The following is a 15922-nucleotide window of genomic DNA, read 5'->3' on the forward strand; positions in this document are numbered from 1 at the left end:
GGCTACCTAACAAAACGGAAGGTTCCGCTACTGCTAAATAACTCTTTTAGAGGATGTTCAAAAAGTCCGGTAAAAATAGCTGTCGAATTTCTTCGTCGCTCTGTCTCTCCGGTCCTCGAACTTCTCGGCTCTTTTTATCCTCCTTTTTGAACACTCACCTTTAGCTGGCCACTTTTGTAGACTTAGATTTCTCTGTGGAAAAGGGGCGGGGCTTCGTAAAGTCAGCTCCGCACTGCCACCTTCATAAGGTTATACAATTTGAGATCTTGAACCTTTTTCACCGCTTTAGTTTTAGAGTAGACGCTCATGGAAGTTTTTTATAAAAAAAAGTATCTTCCGTCTCAAAGCCGTATTGGTTTGGGTTGAAAATCTGTTCTGTACTTCCAACGAAGAACACGCCGTCGGTTTTTAAAGCTTGACTGAATTTTGTATATAGAGAGTGCTTAGCCTCTTCAGTAAAATAAATTAACACGTTTCGGCAAACAATTAAATCATAGTTTGTGTCAAATTTTTCAGATAATAAGTTTTGTTTTTTAAATGTAACAGTTTTCTTAATTTCATCCGCAACATGATAAAAATTGCCTTCTTTTATAAAAAATTTCTTTTTCACCTCAGCAGGCACTTCATTTAATGACCTTTCCGGATACACACCAAGCTTCGCTCTCGCAATGACGTTTTCATCAATATCAGTCGCATACACTTCTATCTGCTGCAACGGAAGAAAGGCTGAAAGCACCATCGCAATCGTATACGGCTCTTCCCCTGTCGAACAAGCAGCACTCCAAATTTTCAACTTTCGTTTAGATAAAAGCAGCCGAGGCAAAATTTTCTCTGCTAACACTTCCCAGCGCTTTGCGTTTCGAAAAAATTCTGACACATTAATCGTCATCCGATCAAGAAATTCTTCTCGTTGCTTTGTGTCTTGTTGTATCGCTTGGAAATAAGCATCGAATGATTGATATCCTTTTTTTTCATAGAGGGAGGTCAAACGCCGTTTCATTTGCGCTTCTTTATATAATGATAAATCTATACCCGTTAGTTTTTTTATCTTCAAAATAAATTGTTCGTACTCTTGTACCATTTTTAACGACTCCCCACAACATTTGAATATTTTATTTATACAATCTAATACTCTTATCGGAAGAGAATGGTACTTTTCAACCTGATTCCGAAAAAATAAAGCGTTGCATTCATCCTGCTTTTCTTCCCTCCACTTATTTATTCTTAACTTATTCGTCAAATTTCAAACGGGGTCATACAGTTTATTAAACCATGAGCAAAAAGCCTGGATCAAGAGCGAATTCACTCATCATCCAGGCTTTTTAAATAAGTATATTGCAAATGATTAATAAACCCACTCATTGATTAGTTTTTTGCTAGAAACCAATTCTTCTTCTTTGAAGAAGTATGCCACTTCACGCTCTGCACTCTCTAGTGAGTCGGAACCATGAATAATGTTCTTTTCGACCTTCATAGCGAAATCACCGCGGATTGTTGCAACTGCTGCGTCTTTAGGGTTTGTCGTACCCATCATTTTGCGTGCTGCTGCAATAACATTTTCACCTTCCCAAACCATTGCAAAGACAGGGCCTGAAGTGATGAAATCTACTAACTCGCCAAAAAAAGGACGTTCTTTATGTTCAGCATAATGCTGTTCGGCAAGTTCTTTTGAGATTACCATTAATTTAGCCCCAATAAGTTGAAAACCCTTTCTTTCGAAGCGGCCGACAATTTCGCCGATTAAACTACGTTGTACACCATCTGGCTTGACCATTAAAAATGTTTGTTCCATTTCTCCCACTCCCATATGATCATCTGTTTGTCTATTCGACTATCCATCAAAATATTACCACTTTTCTAAAAATATAGCAATCAATTTTTGGAAGCGTATTCATTTCGCGAAAACACAAGTGATGTTACGACCCTATAAACAAAGTTACCTACAACTCATTCTCGTTTCTATTTCCTAAACAAGTAGAAACGAGAATGCGCTTCTACTTGTTTAGAGCAGAGTTAGATCATCCACTATGTGAATCATCCTGACTCAATCTTTATGTACTCATTAGAATTTACGTTTACCAATATTTTTTGCAATTTGGGATAAAGTTTTTCTCGCTTGGTTGGAAGGAAGTCCTTCAAGCTCAGCAAACGCTTTTTTTAAATAAAGATTGCTAACCTCTGCAGCTTTTTCAATCGACCCTGAATCTTTTATCGCCTTGATAATGATATCCATTTCTTTATTTGAAATCGCTTCATGGACTGTTTCAATTATCATTCTAAGCTTTGGATCTTCCCTTGCAATTAGTACAGGTAAAGTAATATTCCCTTGCCGAAGATCTCCACCTGCCGGCTTGCCTAATTCTTCTTCTGAGCCTGTAAAATCTAGAATATCATCTGTGATTTGATAAGACATCCCAACATAATACCCGAACTTATAAAGCTTCTGACACACTTCTTTGTCAGCGCTTGAAGCAATCGCACCTAATTGACAACTTGAAGCGATTAATAAAGCTGTTTTTCGTTTAATTCGTCTGAAATAAGTCCGCCAATTTTGTTCAAAATTAAACTTATCTTTAATCTGTTCAATTTCCCCCAAACACAATTCAACCATTGTCTTAGCAAGAATTTGATGGGCAGATGGATTGTCAATATGGGACATGACTTCAAGTGCACGCGCAAAAATGTAGTCGCCTGTATACATAGCGACACGATTATCCCATTTTGATTTTATTGTGGCTGAACCTCTTCGTAGATCAGCATCATCTACAACATCATCATGGACAAGAGATGCTGTATGAATAAGCTCAAGAGCTACGGCTACATGTTTAATAACATGAATATCATAATTGCCAAATTTAGAAGCCAATAATACAAAGACTGGGCGAATGCGTTTCCCTCCAGATTGAAGTAAGTGCAGTGATGCTTGTCTAAGTACAGGGGAATCCGCCTGGATAGCAGCTTCCAATTGTTTCTCAATTAATTGCAGATCCGTATTCAAAAAAGAATACAACATTTTAAATTTCATACATTCCACCCAGCTTTGTAGTCACTAACCCTTTCTATCGTTTGAGCTTGTAGCCGAAATGTGTAGCAGCTACTCCACCAGTATGTGCCTTATAGCTTACATTAGCGAAACCAGCTTGGCTAAACATACTTTCAAGCTCCTTCATACCTGGAAAATCACGGGCCGAATCTTGTAGCCAAGAATATTCCTTAAAGCTTTTTGCAAATAACTTTCCAAAAAGCGGCATAATAAAACGAAAATAAAAATTAAAACCTTGTTTGAATCCAAACATTGTCGGATGTGACGTCTCTAGACAAACTGCCATTCCACCTGGTTTCAAAACACGATACATTTCTCTAAGCACTTGCATATAATCAGGAACATTTCGAAGGCCAAAGCCGATCGTGACATAGTCAAAGGTATTTTCTTCAAAAGGCAATTCCATGGCATTCCCGTGAAGAAGAGTAATTTGCTTTATATTTTTTACTTTTTCTTCACCGATTTTTAACATATTTTTGCTGAAATCGAGACCTGTTACTTCTCCTTCGCTACCCGTTTTCTCTGCTAAAGCTATAGTCCAATCTGCGGTACCGCAACAAACATCCAATGCCTTAGTGCCTGGTTTTACATTCATATAATCCATCGTTGCTTTACGCCATTTGATATGCTGTTTAAAACTAATGACAGAGTTCATCTTGTCATAGTTCCCATAAATTTTTTCAAAAACATGGTGAACTTTTTGTTCTTTAGATTGTTCCATGTTCACCCTTCTTCCACAAATGTATTTGTATGGGCGGCTGTTACTTCCAAAATACGATGAATTCTCTCGTTGACCCATTTATTTCGGGGAGCAAACTTCCGGATTGTATGTTCTACAGACCTATGAGCTTGTAAAATATGCTCATCAATGGTTGCGTGTATCCGATTTGATTCCCCTTCATGAAAGGTATGCCGATCGAGGTTTCGAGCGGCTATTGAATCAAAGGCTGCAACTACGATGGATTCGCCGTTCTTTAGATAGCTCAACCTTTCTGAATGAAGCCTTTTTAACAAAAGTAACGCGCCTGATATTTCTTTCCAAAAGGGCATGTTTAAATAATCGGCCACTTTACCAATTAAAGAAGATTCAATTACTTTCGTACTCCTAATTAATTCAACTTCATTGGTGATAGTATTTTGATAAAGCATGATTTTATGTTCATTTATATCCTTAATTGCATTCGATAAAACGCTAATTAATTCGATATTATTCGAATTAGCCAATAACTGGTAATAGAGACCACTATAATAGTCACCTGCAAGCACAGTTAATTGTCGATCCTTCAGCAAACGGCCACTTTTGCTATTCTCATTGTCATTGGTATTCGTTACTAATTCATGTGTATCTAAAGCGCTCTGAACAAGTAAGGTAGCCAAAATATACGTATTTCGTTCTTGCTTTGGAATATCCAGCTCATTAAACATTCCCCAAAGCAAGAGTAATTTATCATAATCTATATTGGGCTTATCAAGATACTTAAGCAAGTATGGATGATAAGCTTTTGATTCAGTTGATTCTTTCAGTTCAATCAAAAGATCGTCTATGTTTAACAATTGAGATCACCCTTGTATCCCGTAAGATAATATTGACGCTCTATACCTTCTTTAGATTGGGTTAGAAGCACATATTAGTATAACATAAAAATAATAGGAATTATCCTTGAATGCTTTATTTTTGTAACAACACTTGTAAAATTAAATTACTTAATAAAAACTCTAACATCGGTATTTCATAATATAATAGCAGAATTTGTTTTAAAACTTGCAAATATGTATACAGGCTGTTTTCGTTTACCCTCTTTTTGATTCGCTTTCGATTTCGCCGTATGGGGTATAAATCTTGGCATTGCCTCTGATCTTTATCGCGGAAGTATGCTCAGTAAACTGCGCAATCATAACTTCTCCTGCATCGAGCTTTTCAGAATGGTGAAATTTCGTATCTGACCCTCTCGTTAGTCCAATTACATTAACGCTATCTTCCATTGCTTTTATCACAAGATAATCTTTAAATGTTTTCTCATCCATCCCATTCCCCCCCGATTCTATCAATTTTTAATAAACGATAAAACTTCTGCTCTTGTGCTGTGATTTTCAGCAAAAATACCTCTTACTGCTGACGTGACTGTCATGGCGCCAGGTTTCTTCACACCGCGCATCGTCATACACATATGTTCCGCTTCCACAACAACCATCACTCCATGGGGTTCCAACTTCTCCATAATTGAACTTGCAATTGTAGACGTAATTCGTTCTTGAAGCTGAGGTCGTTTTGAAATGGCTTCAACTGCTCGAGCTAGTTTACTTAAACCCGTTACTTTTCCGTTCTTCGGGATATAAGCTACGTGTGCCTTACCGTAAAAGGGGACGAGATGGTGCTCACATACTGAATAAAATGGGATATCCTTCACTAATACAAGCTCTTCATGGTCTTCTCCAAACACTGTTTCAAAATACTCTTTTGGATCCTGTTCTAACCCCGCAAATATCTCTTCATACATTCTTGCCACACGTTTCGGTGTATCCAACAATCCTTCTCGCTCAGGATCTTCACCAACCGCTTCTAAAATCATCCTTACAGCTTCTTCAATTTTTGCATGGTTCACTTTTGTCATTTCTTTACCTCCCTAGATTTAGTAACATTCATTCTATGTAGGTCATTATTTTTTATTTTTAATTATAAAATTTGTGAAAAGATTAACTTAAGATAAGCACAACTTCTTCAATTGTAACACACTCGTAAAAAAATAGGCAAAAGAGGATATCCCAAAGGGTCTGATCCAGAACTTACCATACAGTTAATAGTGTTACTTACACATTACTTTAAACTGTATAGTAGTTGCAGGGCCGACCCTTTACTTATGGGACATCCTCTCTTTTATGCTCAAATACCGTTATGTAATTACTTAACAGCGTCTTTAAGAGCTTTACCAGGTTTGAAAGCTGGTACTTTGCTTGCTGCGATTTCGATTTCTTCACCAGTTTGCGGGTTACGCCCTTTACGAGCAGCTCTCTCACGAACTTCAAAGTTACCAAATCCGATTAGTTGTACTTTATCTCCACTTTTCAAAGCGTCTAAGATTGTATCAAAAACAGCATCAACAGCTTTCGTAGCGTCTTTCTTAGAAAGCTCACCTGTTTCAGCAACTGCGTTAATTAATTCCGTTTTGTTCATGCCATTCACCTCCTCCCAAAAGGATCTTTATAAAAAATCATTATTACAAACTATAATAGTGATTTGTTACCTAGTTGAAAAATTCACAGTGTCAATGTTCTTATTAAAAATACCTCAAGGAATTCCGGATGAATTTGCAGCTCACCGGAACGTTTTAGAAAAGGTCCCTAAACCTGCAAGAATGGCTATACAATGCGTTTTCTTAATGTAGATTATCACAATTCCTATTCAGATAGCAAGGAATTTCATAAAATAATGGGAATCTTTTCATGAGAAAATGCATATAGTATAAATTTGACTTCATACCATTCATCATTACCCTTATATGCACTTTATAAACACTAGATGTGTTGCAAGAGTAAGGCTCACTTTAGAACTAACTTTTCATACTCTACTCCAACCTCAATAAATATGCAAATATTAAGGATAAAAATGAATATGTAGTTTATTTACAAGTAAGTAGATACAATCATCCTACATCACTTTATGTGATAATCAAAAACAAGTTAAATGGATAAACAGACTAATAAACGGATTTGATTGAAGTTCACGACACAAAATCACTTGATTTAATCATACTTTTAGGTAGTATTCAAAAAGGAGGATAAAAAGAGCCGGGAAGTTCGAGGAACTATCGTCTCTAGACCTGCGCGTATCCAGTATTACGTGAGGACAGGACGTGCGCGATCTTAACAGAAGGTCATTCATGAGCTTTGAAGCAATTCGCAAGCTTTTTTATCGGACTTTTTGAGCAACCTCTTTAAGGGAGTATAACTCAAATGCCCCTTTTCCTGTACACGAAGATGCCAACTATCCTAATCAGACGTTTTCAAATTCCAAAAAGGCCATTCTCTAGGAATGACCTTTTCCATTTTATAAAATAATCGCAATGAGACCTCCAGAGCCTTCATTGATGATTCGTTCTAACGTTTCCTTCAGTTTATACCTTGCATTCTCAGGCATTAACGATAGTTTAGCTTGTATTCCTTCTCGTACAATAGAACTTAAGTTTCTACCAAATATCTCCGAATTCCAAATTGACATCGGGTTGTCCTCGAAATCCTGCATTAAATAGCGGACCAGTTCTTCACTTTGTTTTTCTGTGCCAATGATTGGCGCAAATTCGGACTCTACATCCACTTTTATCATATGAATGGATGGGGCTACCGCCTTTAGGCGTACGCCAAATCGTGACCCTTGTCGGATTATTTCCGGCTCATCTATGCTCATATCATGCAATGAAGGTGCCGCTACTCCGTACCCCGTTTGCTTTACCATTTTTAACGCATCAGATACTTGATCATATTCAGCTTTAGCATGAGCAAAATCTTGCATCAGCGCGAGTAGATGATCTTTCCCGCGGATTTCAACGCCTACAATTTCTTTCAGAATATCATCATATAATGCGTCAGGTGCGTATAAATCAATTTCTGCTACACCCTGACCCATTTCGATTCCTGCAAGACTTGCGCGATCAATAAATTCGAAATCATTAAAGTGACCGACGACCCGATCCACATCCCGAAGCCTTTTAATATCTTTGACCGTTTCTCTTACCGCATCTTGATAACTCTCTCTTAACCAATGGTTTTCTTTTAAAACCATGACCCAGCTCGGTAAATTCACATTTACCTCAAGCACTGGAAATTCGTATAACGCTTCACGTAGAACGCTTAGTACATCAGATTCCCGCATTCCTTCTACACTCATCGTCAATACAGGAATATCATATTTTTCTTGTAGATTTTCCTTTAAAATTGCAGTATCAGGATGATGCGGCTGTACAGAATTTATAATCATGATAAAAGGTTTACCTACTTCTTTCAACTCTTCAATTACTCGTTCTTCTGCTTCAACATAATCACTGCGGGGAATTTCTCCAATGGAACCATCTGTTGTAACGACCACGCCTAAAGTGGAATGGTCTTGAATTACTTTTCGCGTTCCGATTTCAGCCGCTTCATGGAACGGAATCGGTTCTTCGTACCAAGGTGTGTGAATCATTCGGGGACCATTTTCATCTTCATAGCCTTTTGCCCCTGGTACAGTATAGCCGACACAATCGACTAGACGGATATTCACATCAAGACCTTCTGCAACATGAATGGAAGCAGCTTGATTCGGAACAAATTTCGGTTCTGTCGTCATAATCGTTTTTCCTGCTGCGCTTTGTGGAAGTTCATCCTGCGCTCGTACCCGATCTGATTCAGTTCCGAGATTCGGGATGACCACAAGTTCCATGAACTTCTTAATAAATGTAGACTTTCCTGTCCTTACTGCACCGACGACACCTAAATAAATGTCTCCGCCGGTACGCTCAGCAATATCTTTAAAAATGTTTACCTTTTCCAAGGTATCCCCTCCTGAATTGAAGTCTTCGGGATAAACTTCATCCGTTTTTATTTCTAGGACAATATAAATGTATGATGTTGTCCTAAAAAAATATACCTGTTTTTTTACTCTATAAAGGCAGGCATTTATGTTTGTGGATAGTAGAAGAAAATAAAATAACCCTTCCCCTACAGTATATTTTGCAGGGAAAGGGTTATGACTATTTTGTCAAGAAAATTGGAACCTTTGATTCAGCATCATAGGTGTATGGTAATGAAAATGCAGGAACAAACTCGCTATTTTCCACTAGGAGATTGCGAATATCTTCTCCAGGCTTGTAATTTTCTTGATGGGCTTGTAAGGCGTCGTATAAATCGGGCGTATAATCGACAAACAGCTCACCATTTGTATTGATAACAATTTGGAGTGGTTTCTGACTGTATGGACTTGTCACTGTTGGCGCTTCCTTCATGCCTAACTTCTTATAATTCAACGCATACACATAGTCGGAAATTCTCTCACCGAATGGCGGGTATCCATTACTTTGACGATAAAGAGTAATCCTTATCACCAATTCTTGGATTTGCTGGGCCATACGAACATCAATCAATTTCACAGTTGGATTATCCTCAACATCGACTAGTACGTATTGAAACACTCCTCCCGCCTCGTAGGAGTTTCCTGGAGCTTCAGCCATATACCTTGGCGCTATTTTCTTAAAGTCAATTACGTATTTCTGATAAATAGGCGTATCATTCTCTTTCGTTAAAATCGGCAAAACCTCTTGATCACTTTGAAATTGATCGACTGCGCTTTGCACAGACTGAATTTGCTCTTTATAAGGGTTTCGATTCTCCACTTTTTTTTCAGCTGGATATAAACATCCTGATAATAGGAGGGGAATTGTACAAATACTTAAGAACTTTTTTATCGATTTCATGTCGGTATCCTCTTTAATTCGTTGGCCCGCTGACAACTATTACAAAAATAATCAGACCGGCCAAAATCATTAATATGTATGCAATTATTGCGGTTAACGTACGCCATATTCCTTTTAATTTATAACGGCTAAAATAAATAGAAAATATGGAGATTGCCATAAATCCCATGGCAACAAACGAAATCCACATTTTCTGCAGTGCTGGTGTCATTAAAATCCTCTCCTTTTTCCGAATCATTATATCATATGAATTTCCAGTAATGGGAGAGAATTATCGATTCCTGTAGAAATATTTGAAAAAGGATAAGATCCTCAGGCAAAACGTACCTTCAAATTGTTATAAATAATTGGTTATATGATTTTGCGATATTGACTTTTGACTCATTCTAGCTCTAGGCCTATTTGTTTTATCAACTTTATTCGTTAACATAGTCAATTATAAAAAAAGACAGAAGATAAAGAAATCCCTTATCTTCCGCCATTTGACTAAATCCACCTAATACCAAGCCATATTGCTAGTTTACTGTCGTAGCATTGTATGCAGGTGTGCACATACTCGAACCGTCTATCGCCTATTTTAGGATAAATATTTATGTTACAGTTCTTGTTTTTCGCCCCAAGCATTAAACAAATCTTCAATTTCGTTTCTTTTCACTCGCGTCATCAATGAATCGACCGAATCTTTCACGTTCTGTTCATTAAACAAAACATCATATAATGCATTCGTGATAGGCATATCGACTCCGATCTTTTGGGCCAGTTGATAGGCAGCTTTCGTTGTTCGTACACCCTCTACAACCATGCCCATATTCGCAAGTACTTCTTCAAGGTTATTTCCTTTTCCAAGCATATTACCCGCACGCCAATTTCTAGAATGAATACTTGTACAAGTAACGATTAAATCACCAATCCCAGTGATTCCGGAAAACGTCAGAGGATTCGCTCCCATCGCGGTTCCTAGCCTTGATATTTCAGCAAGTCCCCGTGTGATTAACGCTGCTTTCGCATTGTCGCCATACCCTAAGCCATTCGTGATACCCGCAGCCAATGCGATGATGTTTTTCAACGCACCGCCAATTTCAACACCCACTATGTCTGGATTTGTATAGACACGAAAGTTTTGATTCATAAATAAATCCTGAATTTTCTCAGCAGCTTTCATGTTTTTTGATGAAACCGTTACGATCGTCGGCTGACGCAAACTGACTTCCTCAGCATGACTTGGCCCTGATAATACGACTACCGCTTGAAGCTTTGATGCCGGAACCTCTTCTTCAATCATCTCCGATATGCGCAAAAGTGAATCTGGCTCGATACCTTTGGATACATGAACAATGGTCATAGGACGTTTTACTAATGGAACAATATCTTTCAGCACGTCTCTGATAGCCTTTGTTGGTATCGCCATGATAATCGTCTCAATATCTTCCACTGCTTGTTCAAGTGAATGGTATCCAACAATATTCGTAGGTAGTTCAATATTAGGCAAATACTTTGAGTTTGTGTGATGTGTATTAATTTCAGTGATTTGCACTTCATTATGACCCCATAGACGGACTTGGTGCTGATTGTCGGCTAAAACCATGGCAAGAGCTGTCCCCCAGCTCCCTGCGCCAATCACTGCGATTTTTTGTTTAATTTCTGACATGCTTACACCGCCTCCGTTATTTTCTTTGGCGACCGAACATCCTGATAGGACTTCCTTCGAAGCCAAAGGCATCTCGAATTCGATTTTCTAAAAATCTTTGATATGAAAAATGAAGGAGCTCTGGATCATTTACAAAAACTATGAATGTTGGCGGTTTAACTGCAACCTGAGTTGTATAATACACTTTCAAACGAGTACCATTATGTGTTGGTGTTGGATTCATAGCAATCGCATCCATTAATACTTCATTTAAAGTATTCGTTTGAACTCTTAATGCATGACTTTCACTGACTTGATCAATGATTGGCATGACCGTATGAATCCGTTTTTTCGTCAATGCAGATAGATAAACGATTGGTGCATAGTCCATGAATAAAAAATGAGCCCGGATACTTTCTTCGAATTCCTTCATTGTTTTTTCATCTTTTTCAATCGCATCCCATTTATTGACAACAATGATGATTCCACGACCTGCTTCATGAGCATATCCAGCGATTTTCTTATCCTGCTCACGAATTCCTTCTTCCGCGTTTAAGACTACAAGAACTACATCAGAACGTTCAATCGCTCGTAAAGCTCTTAGTACACTATACTTCTCTGTACTTTCATATACTTTCCCTTTTTTCCGCATACCTGCCGTATCAATGATGACATATTCTTTGCCATCAAATTTATAAGGGGAATCAATTGCATCCCTTGTTGTTCCTTCAATATCGCTGACAATCACTCGATCCTCACCTAATAGGGCGTTTACAAGTGATGATTTGCCGACATTTGGACGTCCAATCAAGCTGAACTTAATGACACCTTCATCATAATCACTGCCATCGAATTCTGGGAAATGTTTAGCAACTTCATCTAGCAAATCACCAAGTCCTAAACCGTGTGATCCAGAGATCGGATACGGCTCCCCAAAACCAAGCGAGTAAAAATCATAAATTTGATTTCTCATTTCAGGATTGTCCACTTTGTTCACTGCTAAAACAACAGGTTTTTTTGATTTATAAAGGATTTTCGCTACTTCCTCATCAGCAGAAGTAACTCCTTCACGTCCATTTGTCATAAAAATAATGACATCCGCTTCATCAATAGCGATTTCAGCTTGTTGGCGGATTTGTTCAAGGAATGGCTCATCTCCGATATCAATTCCACCTGTATCAATAATATTAAAATCATATGTCAGCCATTCGCCTGAACTATATATTCTATCTCTCGTAACACCAGGTACATCTTCTACAATCGAAACTCTCTCTCCGACAATTCGATTGAAGATGGTTGATTTCCCAACGTTCGGGCGGCCAACTATGGCAACTACCGGTTTTGGCATGCTGTTTGTCATCCTCTCTTTTTACATGTATCGCTTCCATCATTACATTCATGAATGCATTCCATTATCGTATTAAACCCTGCCTTTTTTAGATAATCAAATATATTTTAATGAAAAGAGTCCACAAACTTTCATAAAATATTGACAGGTTCCTTAAAGAAGACAATCTTTGGGCATACGCTCTAATTGTTCTTCATTCGTTATCTGCAAAGCTTTTCAGAAGCCTTCACTAACTATCATATAGTATCAAATTTTTCAACAATCAACAATATAGAATAACTGCAACCATTCCAAAGCTACAATAATCTATACCAATGAACATCTATTAGCAAGCCTAAGGGGTACTATGGAAATGAGTATGCTTCTAGTTCATATGGAAGCGAATCAATGGAGGTAGTTACACGATAAGGATCAGGCAAACACTAGAAAAAATCCTAGTTTCCGTATAGTAGCAGCTGATTTTAGTACATTTGTTACCTGCACTTCTTTGCCATTCAACAGTCATTTTGAACAACCTCTACAATTGTTTTTGTCCTGTCTGAAATTTATTTTGCATATAGTTCATTGCAAAAACACTTAACCATTCGAGACCTGACCAAAAAAGACTTGCACTGACTGAAATGGTCATCATATCAAGCAATATGTAAGATATCGCGGTATAGGGAAGTGAATTATGTACCATAGTAATCATATAAATCCCATCACCCAAAATCATGCCGACAAGGATGCTACTTATTCGCTGTTTCCAGCCTTTGTATAAAAATAATGTTAAAAAATGAAGCACAAGCGCAGCTAACCATGTAGGATTAACAAAGACCCAAAGCGGATCGAGCAGTGTAAATAACTGAAAAGAAGCATAACTTAATGCAATTATCGAACAAGAAAGCATGAAATAGGCAAACTGATACAACGAAAGTCTACGATGATAGATGAGAACGACAAATAATAAATAAATTCCAGCGAACCCAAATGAATACCTTCCGATATGAATAATATATCCAGCGATTCCCATTACAGCTAATAGGTGAACTAATAATGGAAAACGATAAACCTGTGCCTTTGAAAAAAAGAACATGACAATGACCCACGTAATCCAAGCAATCCAATAAAAAAGTAACCCTTCCATTTTCAACACCCCTCTTATAAAACAGTATGTCTGCTTTAATCAGAGGTTAAACCTTGGCATAACTTGTTTTTCATAATTCATATGGATTCTGTGAATAAATAAAGAGGCCTTTAGTTAGGTTAAAAGGAGGAGGTGTTAATAATGGGAAAAGATCGACAAGAGAAAAAATTAAAGATGAGCAACAGGGTGGAATCAGACCGTGATCAGTCTCTTAAATATTCTGGTGCAACAAAATTGGAAGGGCCTGAAGAGGCGAGAAGAAGAAATAAACTGTAAAAATTTAATTGAAAATTACTTATTTTTTTAAAGGAACGAATCTATTCTAAAAAAAATGAGTCTGACCTCACACTCTATACACCGTTTATTAGATTGGATAAACGAATATAGTAGGTATGAGGTCTGACTCATTCAGTATATGACAGGCTTATTTTTATTTTAATTTTTTAAATGCATCTCCAAGAATTTCACCTAATTGAAACCCTTTTGACTCTTCAGGTAATTCATACTCCTCATAATGTGAAGAGTCTTGCTCCTGCAAATCTTTAATACTTAAGGATAGCCGTTGATCTACTTCATTCACCTCAAGCACCTTCACCGTAACCGTTTGACCTTCCTGCAAAACTTCGTGCGGCGTGCCGATGTGTTTATGTGCAATTTGCGAAATATGCACGAGACCTTCTACACCAGGGAAAATTTCAACAAACGCTCCAAATGAAACGAGACGCTTAACTGTCCCTTCCAGCACCGATCCTTTTGAAGCTTTTTCAGCAATACCTTCCCAAGGTCCAGGAAGTGTTTCTTTAATGGATAAAGAGATTCTTTCATTATCACGATCAATGGAAAGAATTTTCACTTTTACCTGATCGCCTTCTGACACGACATCAGATGCTTTTTCAACATGTTCATGAGAAAGCTGGGAAATATGAACAAGACCGTCTACACCGCCGATATCTACGAAAGCTCCGAAATCTGTCAGTCTTTGAACGATTCCTTCAATCACTTGCCCGCTTTCGATTTTATCAAGTATGTTAGATTTTTGTTTTTTCTTTTCATCTTGAACGACAGCTCGATGTGATAGAATTAAACGATTTTTCTCTTTGTCCAGCTCAACAATTTTAAATGTTAATGATTTGTTTTTATAATCTGAGAAATCTTCTACAAAATAGTCTTCAACGAGAGATGCTGGTACAAATCCCCTTACTCCCATATCGACGACAAGACCGCCCTTCACGACGTCCCGAACTTCCGCTTCAAATACTTCCTGTGTCTCGAACATCTGTTCAAGTTTATCCCAAGCTTGTAAAGCATCCATTTTTCTTTTTGATAGAATAAGAGCTTCTTCTTCCACCTTAATTACTTCAAGCTCAAGTACATCGCCTTCAGCCACTGCGTCAGATGCTTTTTCGATGTGCAGGCTTGATAATTCACTTATAGGGATAATTCCATCGGCTTTCGCGTTTTCCACAGCTACAATGACTTGCTTTTCCTCTACCTTGGATACCGTTGCATTCACCTTGTCTCCCACTACATAATTGTTTACTTCAATTTGGTTCATGTCTTCTGTCATTACGAACTCCTCCTTAACCCATGACTGCACTGCAGAATTTCTATTCCAGGCTTTTTCCTGATCTAAGAATAAGTTAGCTGGCCTGTCTAAGAGCGAATAAAGATTTTATATTAATTCATAATTCGGAATTAATCCCCCATTTATATAAACTCTAATAAAAACGATAAATTGTCAAGCAAGATGAATTATTTATGCTCATTAATCAATGTTTGAATTTCATCCATGATAGCCTTCGTTGCGACGTCTGCTGAAACTTTCTCTTCACGCAATCTTTCAAAATCCATCGGTTGTCCAAAGACAATCTTTACAGGTCTAAACGCTTTATAAGGGCCGATAACGGCACATGGGAGGACCGCTGCTTTTGATCGGAGAGCGAAAAAGCCTGCTCCGGCTAATCCCTCACCTAATTGACCATCCTTACTTCGTGTTCCTTCTGGGAAAAGCCCTAATACTTGCCCATCTTTAAGTACCGCTAGGCCTTTTCGCAATGCCTCCCTGTCACTTAATCCACGTTTTACTGGAAATGCATGAACTTTAGGTAATATCCCCTTCAAAATAGGAATCTGAAACAATTCTTCTTTAGCCATAAAGTGAATATCTCTTTTCGATGCAATTCCAACCATTGGCGGATCTAAGTTGTTAATATGGTTGGAACAGATTAGTACTCCCCCCTCTCCTGGGATATTTTCCTTTCCTATCGCTTTAGCCCTATAGAATGGCAATAGAACAATTTTTACAGCGTTTTTGGCAAATGTGTAAAAATTCAAA

17 protein-coding genes are annotated in these 15922 nt (G+C 37.9%); 1 reads left to right on the plus strand and 16 read right to left on the minus strand.

Features of this window, described 5'->3' with window-relative positions; genetic code table 11:
• Positions 1-304: 304 nt before the first annotated feature.
• The 14 genes from AC625_RS14735 to AC625_RS14800 all read right to left on the minus strand — a co-directional run bounded on the left by AC625_RS14735 (position 305) and on the right by AC625_RS14800 (position 13587).
• The gene (locus AC625_RS14735; protein WP_049681959.1) at positions 305-1081 is read right to left on the minus strand and encodes a CheR family methyltransferase; all 777 of its coding nucleotides are present in this window, start codon (positions 1079-1081) and stop codon (positions 305-307) included.
• A gap of 264 nt (positions 1082-1345) precedes the next feature.
• Positions 1346-1792 carry a nucleoside-diphosphate kinase gene (gene ndk, locus AC625_RS14740; protein ID WP_049681960.1) on the minus strand — a complete coding sequence of 149 codons (447 nt, stop codon included), beginning with the start codon at positions 1790-1792 and terminating at the stop codon, positions 1346-1348.
• 270 nt (positions 1793-2062) lie between these two features.
• Complete coding sequence (gene hepT, locus AC625_RS14745; protein WP_049681961.1) at positions 2063-3025, minus strand: heptaprenyl diphosphate synthase component II; 963 nt, start codon at positions 3023-3025, stop codon at positions 2063-2065.
• 34 nt (positions 3026-3059) lie between these two features.
• Positions 3060-3764: a demethylmenaquinone methyltransferase gene (locus AC625_RS14750; protein ID WP_049681962.1), complete on the minus strand. Its 705-nt coding sequence runs from the start codon at positions 3762-3764 to the stop codon at positions 3060-3062.
• A 2-nt stretch (positions 3765-3766) separates the two neighbouring features.
• A complete protein-coding gene (locus AC625_RS14755) occupies positions 3767-4597 on the minus strand; it encodes a heptaprenyl diphosphate synthase component 1 (RefSeq protein WP_049681963.1) in 831 nt (276 codons plus the stop codon).
• A gap of 237 nt (positions 4598-4834) precedes the next feature.
• Positions 4835-5068 carry a trp RNA-binding attenuation protein MtrB gene (gene mtrB / locus AC625_RS14760; RefSeq protein ID WP_049681964.1) on the minus strand — a complete coding sequence of 78 codons (234 nt, stop codon included), beginning with the start codon at positions 5066-5068 and terminating at the stop codon, positions 4835-4837.
• A 20-nt stretch (positions 5069-5088) separates the two neighbouring features.
• Positions 5089-5655, minus strand: coding sequence for a GTP cyclohydrolase I FolE (gene folE, locus AC625_RS14765; protein ID WP_049681965.1), 567 nt, complete (start codon positions 5653-5655; stop codon positions 5089-5091).
• A gap of 287 nt (positions 5656-5942) precedes the next feature.
• The gene (locus tag AC625_RS14770) at positions 5943-6215 is read right to left on the minus strand and encodes an HU family DNA-binding protein (RefSeq protein WP_028391560.1); all 273 of its coding nucleotides are present in this window, start codon (positions 6213-6215) and stop codon (positions 5943-5945) included.
• 873 nt (positions 6216-7088) lie between these two features.
• Complete coding sequence (gene spoIVA / locus AC625_RS14775) at positions 7089-8567, minus strand: stage IV sporulation protein A (protein ID WP_049681966.1); 1479 nt, start codon at positions 8565-8567, stop codon at positions 7089-7091.
• 199 nt (positions 8568-8766) lie between these two features.
• Positions 8767-9486, minus strand: coding sequence for a hypothetical protein (locus tag AC625_RS14780; RefSeq protein ID WP_049681967.1), 720 nt, complete (start codon positions 9484-9486; stop codon positions 8767-8769).
• Positions 9487-9499: 13 nt separating this feature from the next.
• Positions 9500-9697 (minus strand): DUF2768 domain-containing protein, encoded by a 198-nt coding sequence (locus tag AC625_RS14785; RefSeq protein WP_049681968.1) that lies wholly within the window; start codon positions 9695-9697, stop codon positions 9500-9502.
• A gap of 384 nt (positions 9698-10081) precedes the next feature.
• Positions 10082-11134, minus strand: coding sequence for an NAD(P)H-dependent glycerol-3-phosphate dehydrogenase (locus tag AC625_RS14790; protein WP_049681969.1), 1053 nt, complete (start codon positions 11132-11134; stop codon positions 10082-10084).
• A 16-nt stretch (positions 11135-11150) separates the two neighbouring features.
• Positions 11151-12461, minus strand: a complete 1311-nt coding sequence (gene der, locus AC625_RS14795) for a ribosome biogenesis GTPase Der (RefSeq protein WP_049681970.1) — start codon at positions 12459-12461, stop codon at positions 11151-11153.
• A gap of 517 nt (positions 12462-12978) precedes the next feature.
• The gene (locus AC625_RS14800) at positions 12979-13587 is read right to left on the minus strand and encodes a YphA family membrane protein (RefSeq protein ID WP_049681971.1); all 609 of its coding nucleotides are present in this window, start codon (positions 13585-13587) and stop codon (positions 12979-12981) included.
• A gap of 141 nt (positions 13588-13728) precedes the next feature.
• On the opposite strand from AC625_RS14800, the gene AC625_RS25960 reads away from it, so the two are divergent.
• Positions 13729-13863: a YpzI family protein gene (locus AC625_RS25960; RefSeq protein WP_082191124.1), complete on the plus strand. Its 135-nt coding sequence runs from the start codon at positions 13729-13731 to the stop codon at positions 13861-13863.
• A 154-nt stretch (positions 13864-14017) separates the two neighbouring features.
• Here AC625_RS25960 and rpsA read toward each other — a convergent pair whose 3' ends face one another.
• Positions 14018-15154 carry a 30S ribosomal protein S1 gene (rpsA, locus tag AC625_RS14805; protein ID WP_049681972.1) on the minus strand — a complete coding sequence of 379 codons (1137 nt, stop codon included), beginning with the start codon at positions 15152-15154 and terminating at the stop codon, positions 14018-14020.
• Between the two features lie 185 nt (positions 15155-15339).
• Positions 15340-15921 carry a lysophospholipid acyltransferase family protein gene (locus tag AC625_RS14810; protein WP_049683759.1) on the minus strand — a complete coding sequence of 194 codons (582 nt, stop codon included), beginning with the start codon at positions 15919-15921 and terminating at the stop codon, positions 15340-15342.
• Between the last annotated feature and the right edge of the window lies 1 nt (position 15922).

The organism is Peribacillus loiseleuriae (assembly GCF_001183985.1).
GTDB classification, from domain to species: domain Bacteria; phylum Bacillota; class Bacilli; order Bacillales; family DSM-1321; genus Peribacillus; species Peribacillus loiseleuriae.

Excerpts from the sequence above, each read along its gene's own strand:
- AC625_RS14800 (WP_049681971.1), bottom strand. The coding sequence starts at position 13,587 with ATGGAAGGGTTACTTTTTTATTGGATTGCTTGGATTACGTGGGTCATT.
- mtrB (WP_049681964.1), bottom strand. The coding sequence starts at position 5,068 with ATGGATGAGAAAACATTTAAAGATTATCTTGTGATAAAAGCAATGGAA.
- hepT (WP_049681961.1), bottom strand. The coding sequence starts at position 3,025 with ATGAAATTTAAAATGTTGTATTCTTTTTTGAATACGGATCTGCAATTA.
- folE (WP_049681965.1), bottom strand. The coding sequence starts at position 5,655 with ATGACAAAAGTGAACCATGCAAAAATTGAAGAAGCTGTAAGGATGATT.
- ndk (WP_049681960.1), bottom strand. The coding sequence starts at position 1,792 with ATGGAACAAACATTTTTAATGGTCAAGCCAGATGGTGTACAACGTAGT.
- AC625_RS14735 (WP_049681959.1), bottom strand. The coding sequence starts at position 1,081 with ATGGTACAAGAGTACGAACAATTTATTTTGAAGATAAAAAAACTAACG.
- AC625_RS14790 (WP_049681969.1), bottom strand. The coding sequence starts at position 11,134 with ATGTCAGAAATTAAACAAAAAATCGCAGTGATTGGCGCAGGGAGCTGG.
- AC625_RS14785 (WP_049681968.1), bottom strand. The coding sequence starts at position 9,697 with ATGACACCAGCACTGCAGAAAATGTGGATTTCGTTTGTTGCCATGGGA.
- AC625_RS14770 (WP_028391560.1), bottom strand. The coding sequence starts at position 6,215 with ATGAACAAAACGGAATTAATTAACGCAGTTGCTGAAACAGGTGAGCTT.
- AC625_RS14780 (WP_049681967.1), bottom strand. The coding sequence starts at position 9,486 with ATGAAATCGATAAAAAAGTTCTTAAGTATTTGTACAATTCCCCTCCTA.
- AC625_RS14750 (WP_049681962.1), bottom strand. The coding sequence starts at position 3,764 with ATGGAACAATCTAAAGAACAAAAAGTTCACCATGTTTTTGAAAAAATT.
- AC625_RS25960 (WP_082191124.1), top strand. The coding sequence starts at position 13,729 with ATGGGAAAAGATCGACAAGAGAAAAAATTAAAGATGAGCAACAGGGTG.
- der (WP_049681970.1), bottom strand. The coding sequence starts at position 12,461 with ATGCCAAAACCGGTAGTTGCCATAGTTGGCCGCCCGAACGTTGGGAAA.
- rpsA (WP_049681972.1), bottom strand. The coding sequence starts at position 15,154 with ATGACAGAAGACATGAACCAAATTGAAGTAAACAATTATGTAGTGGGA.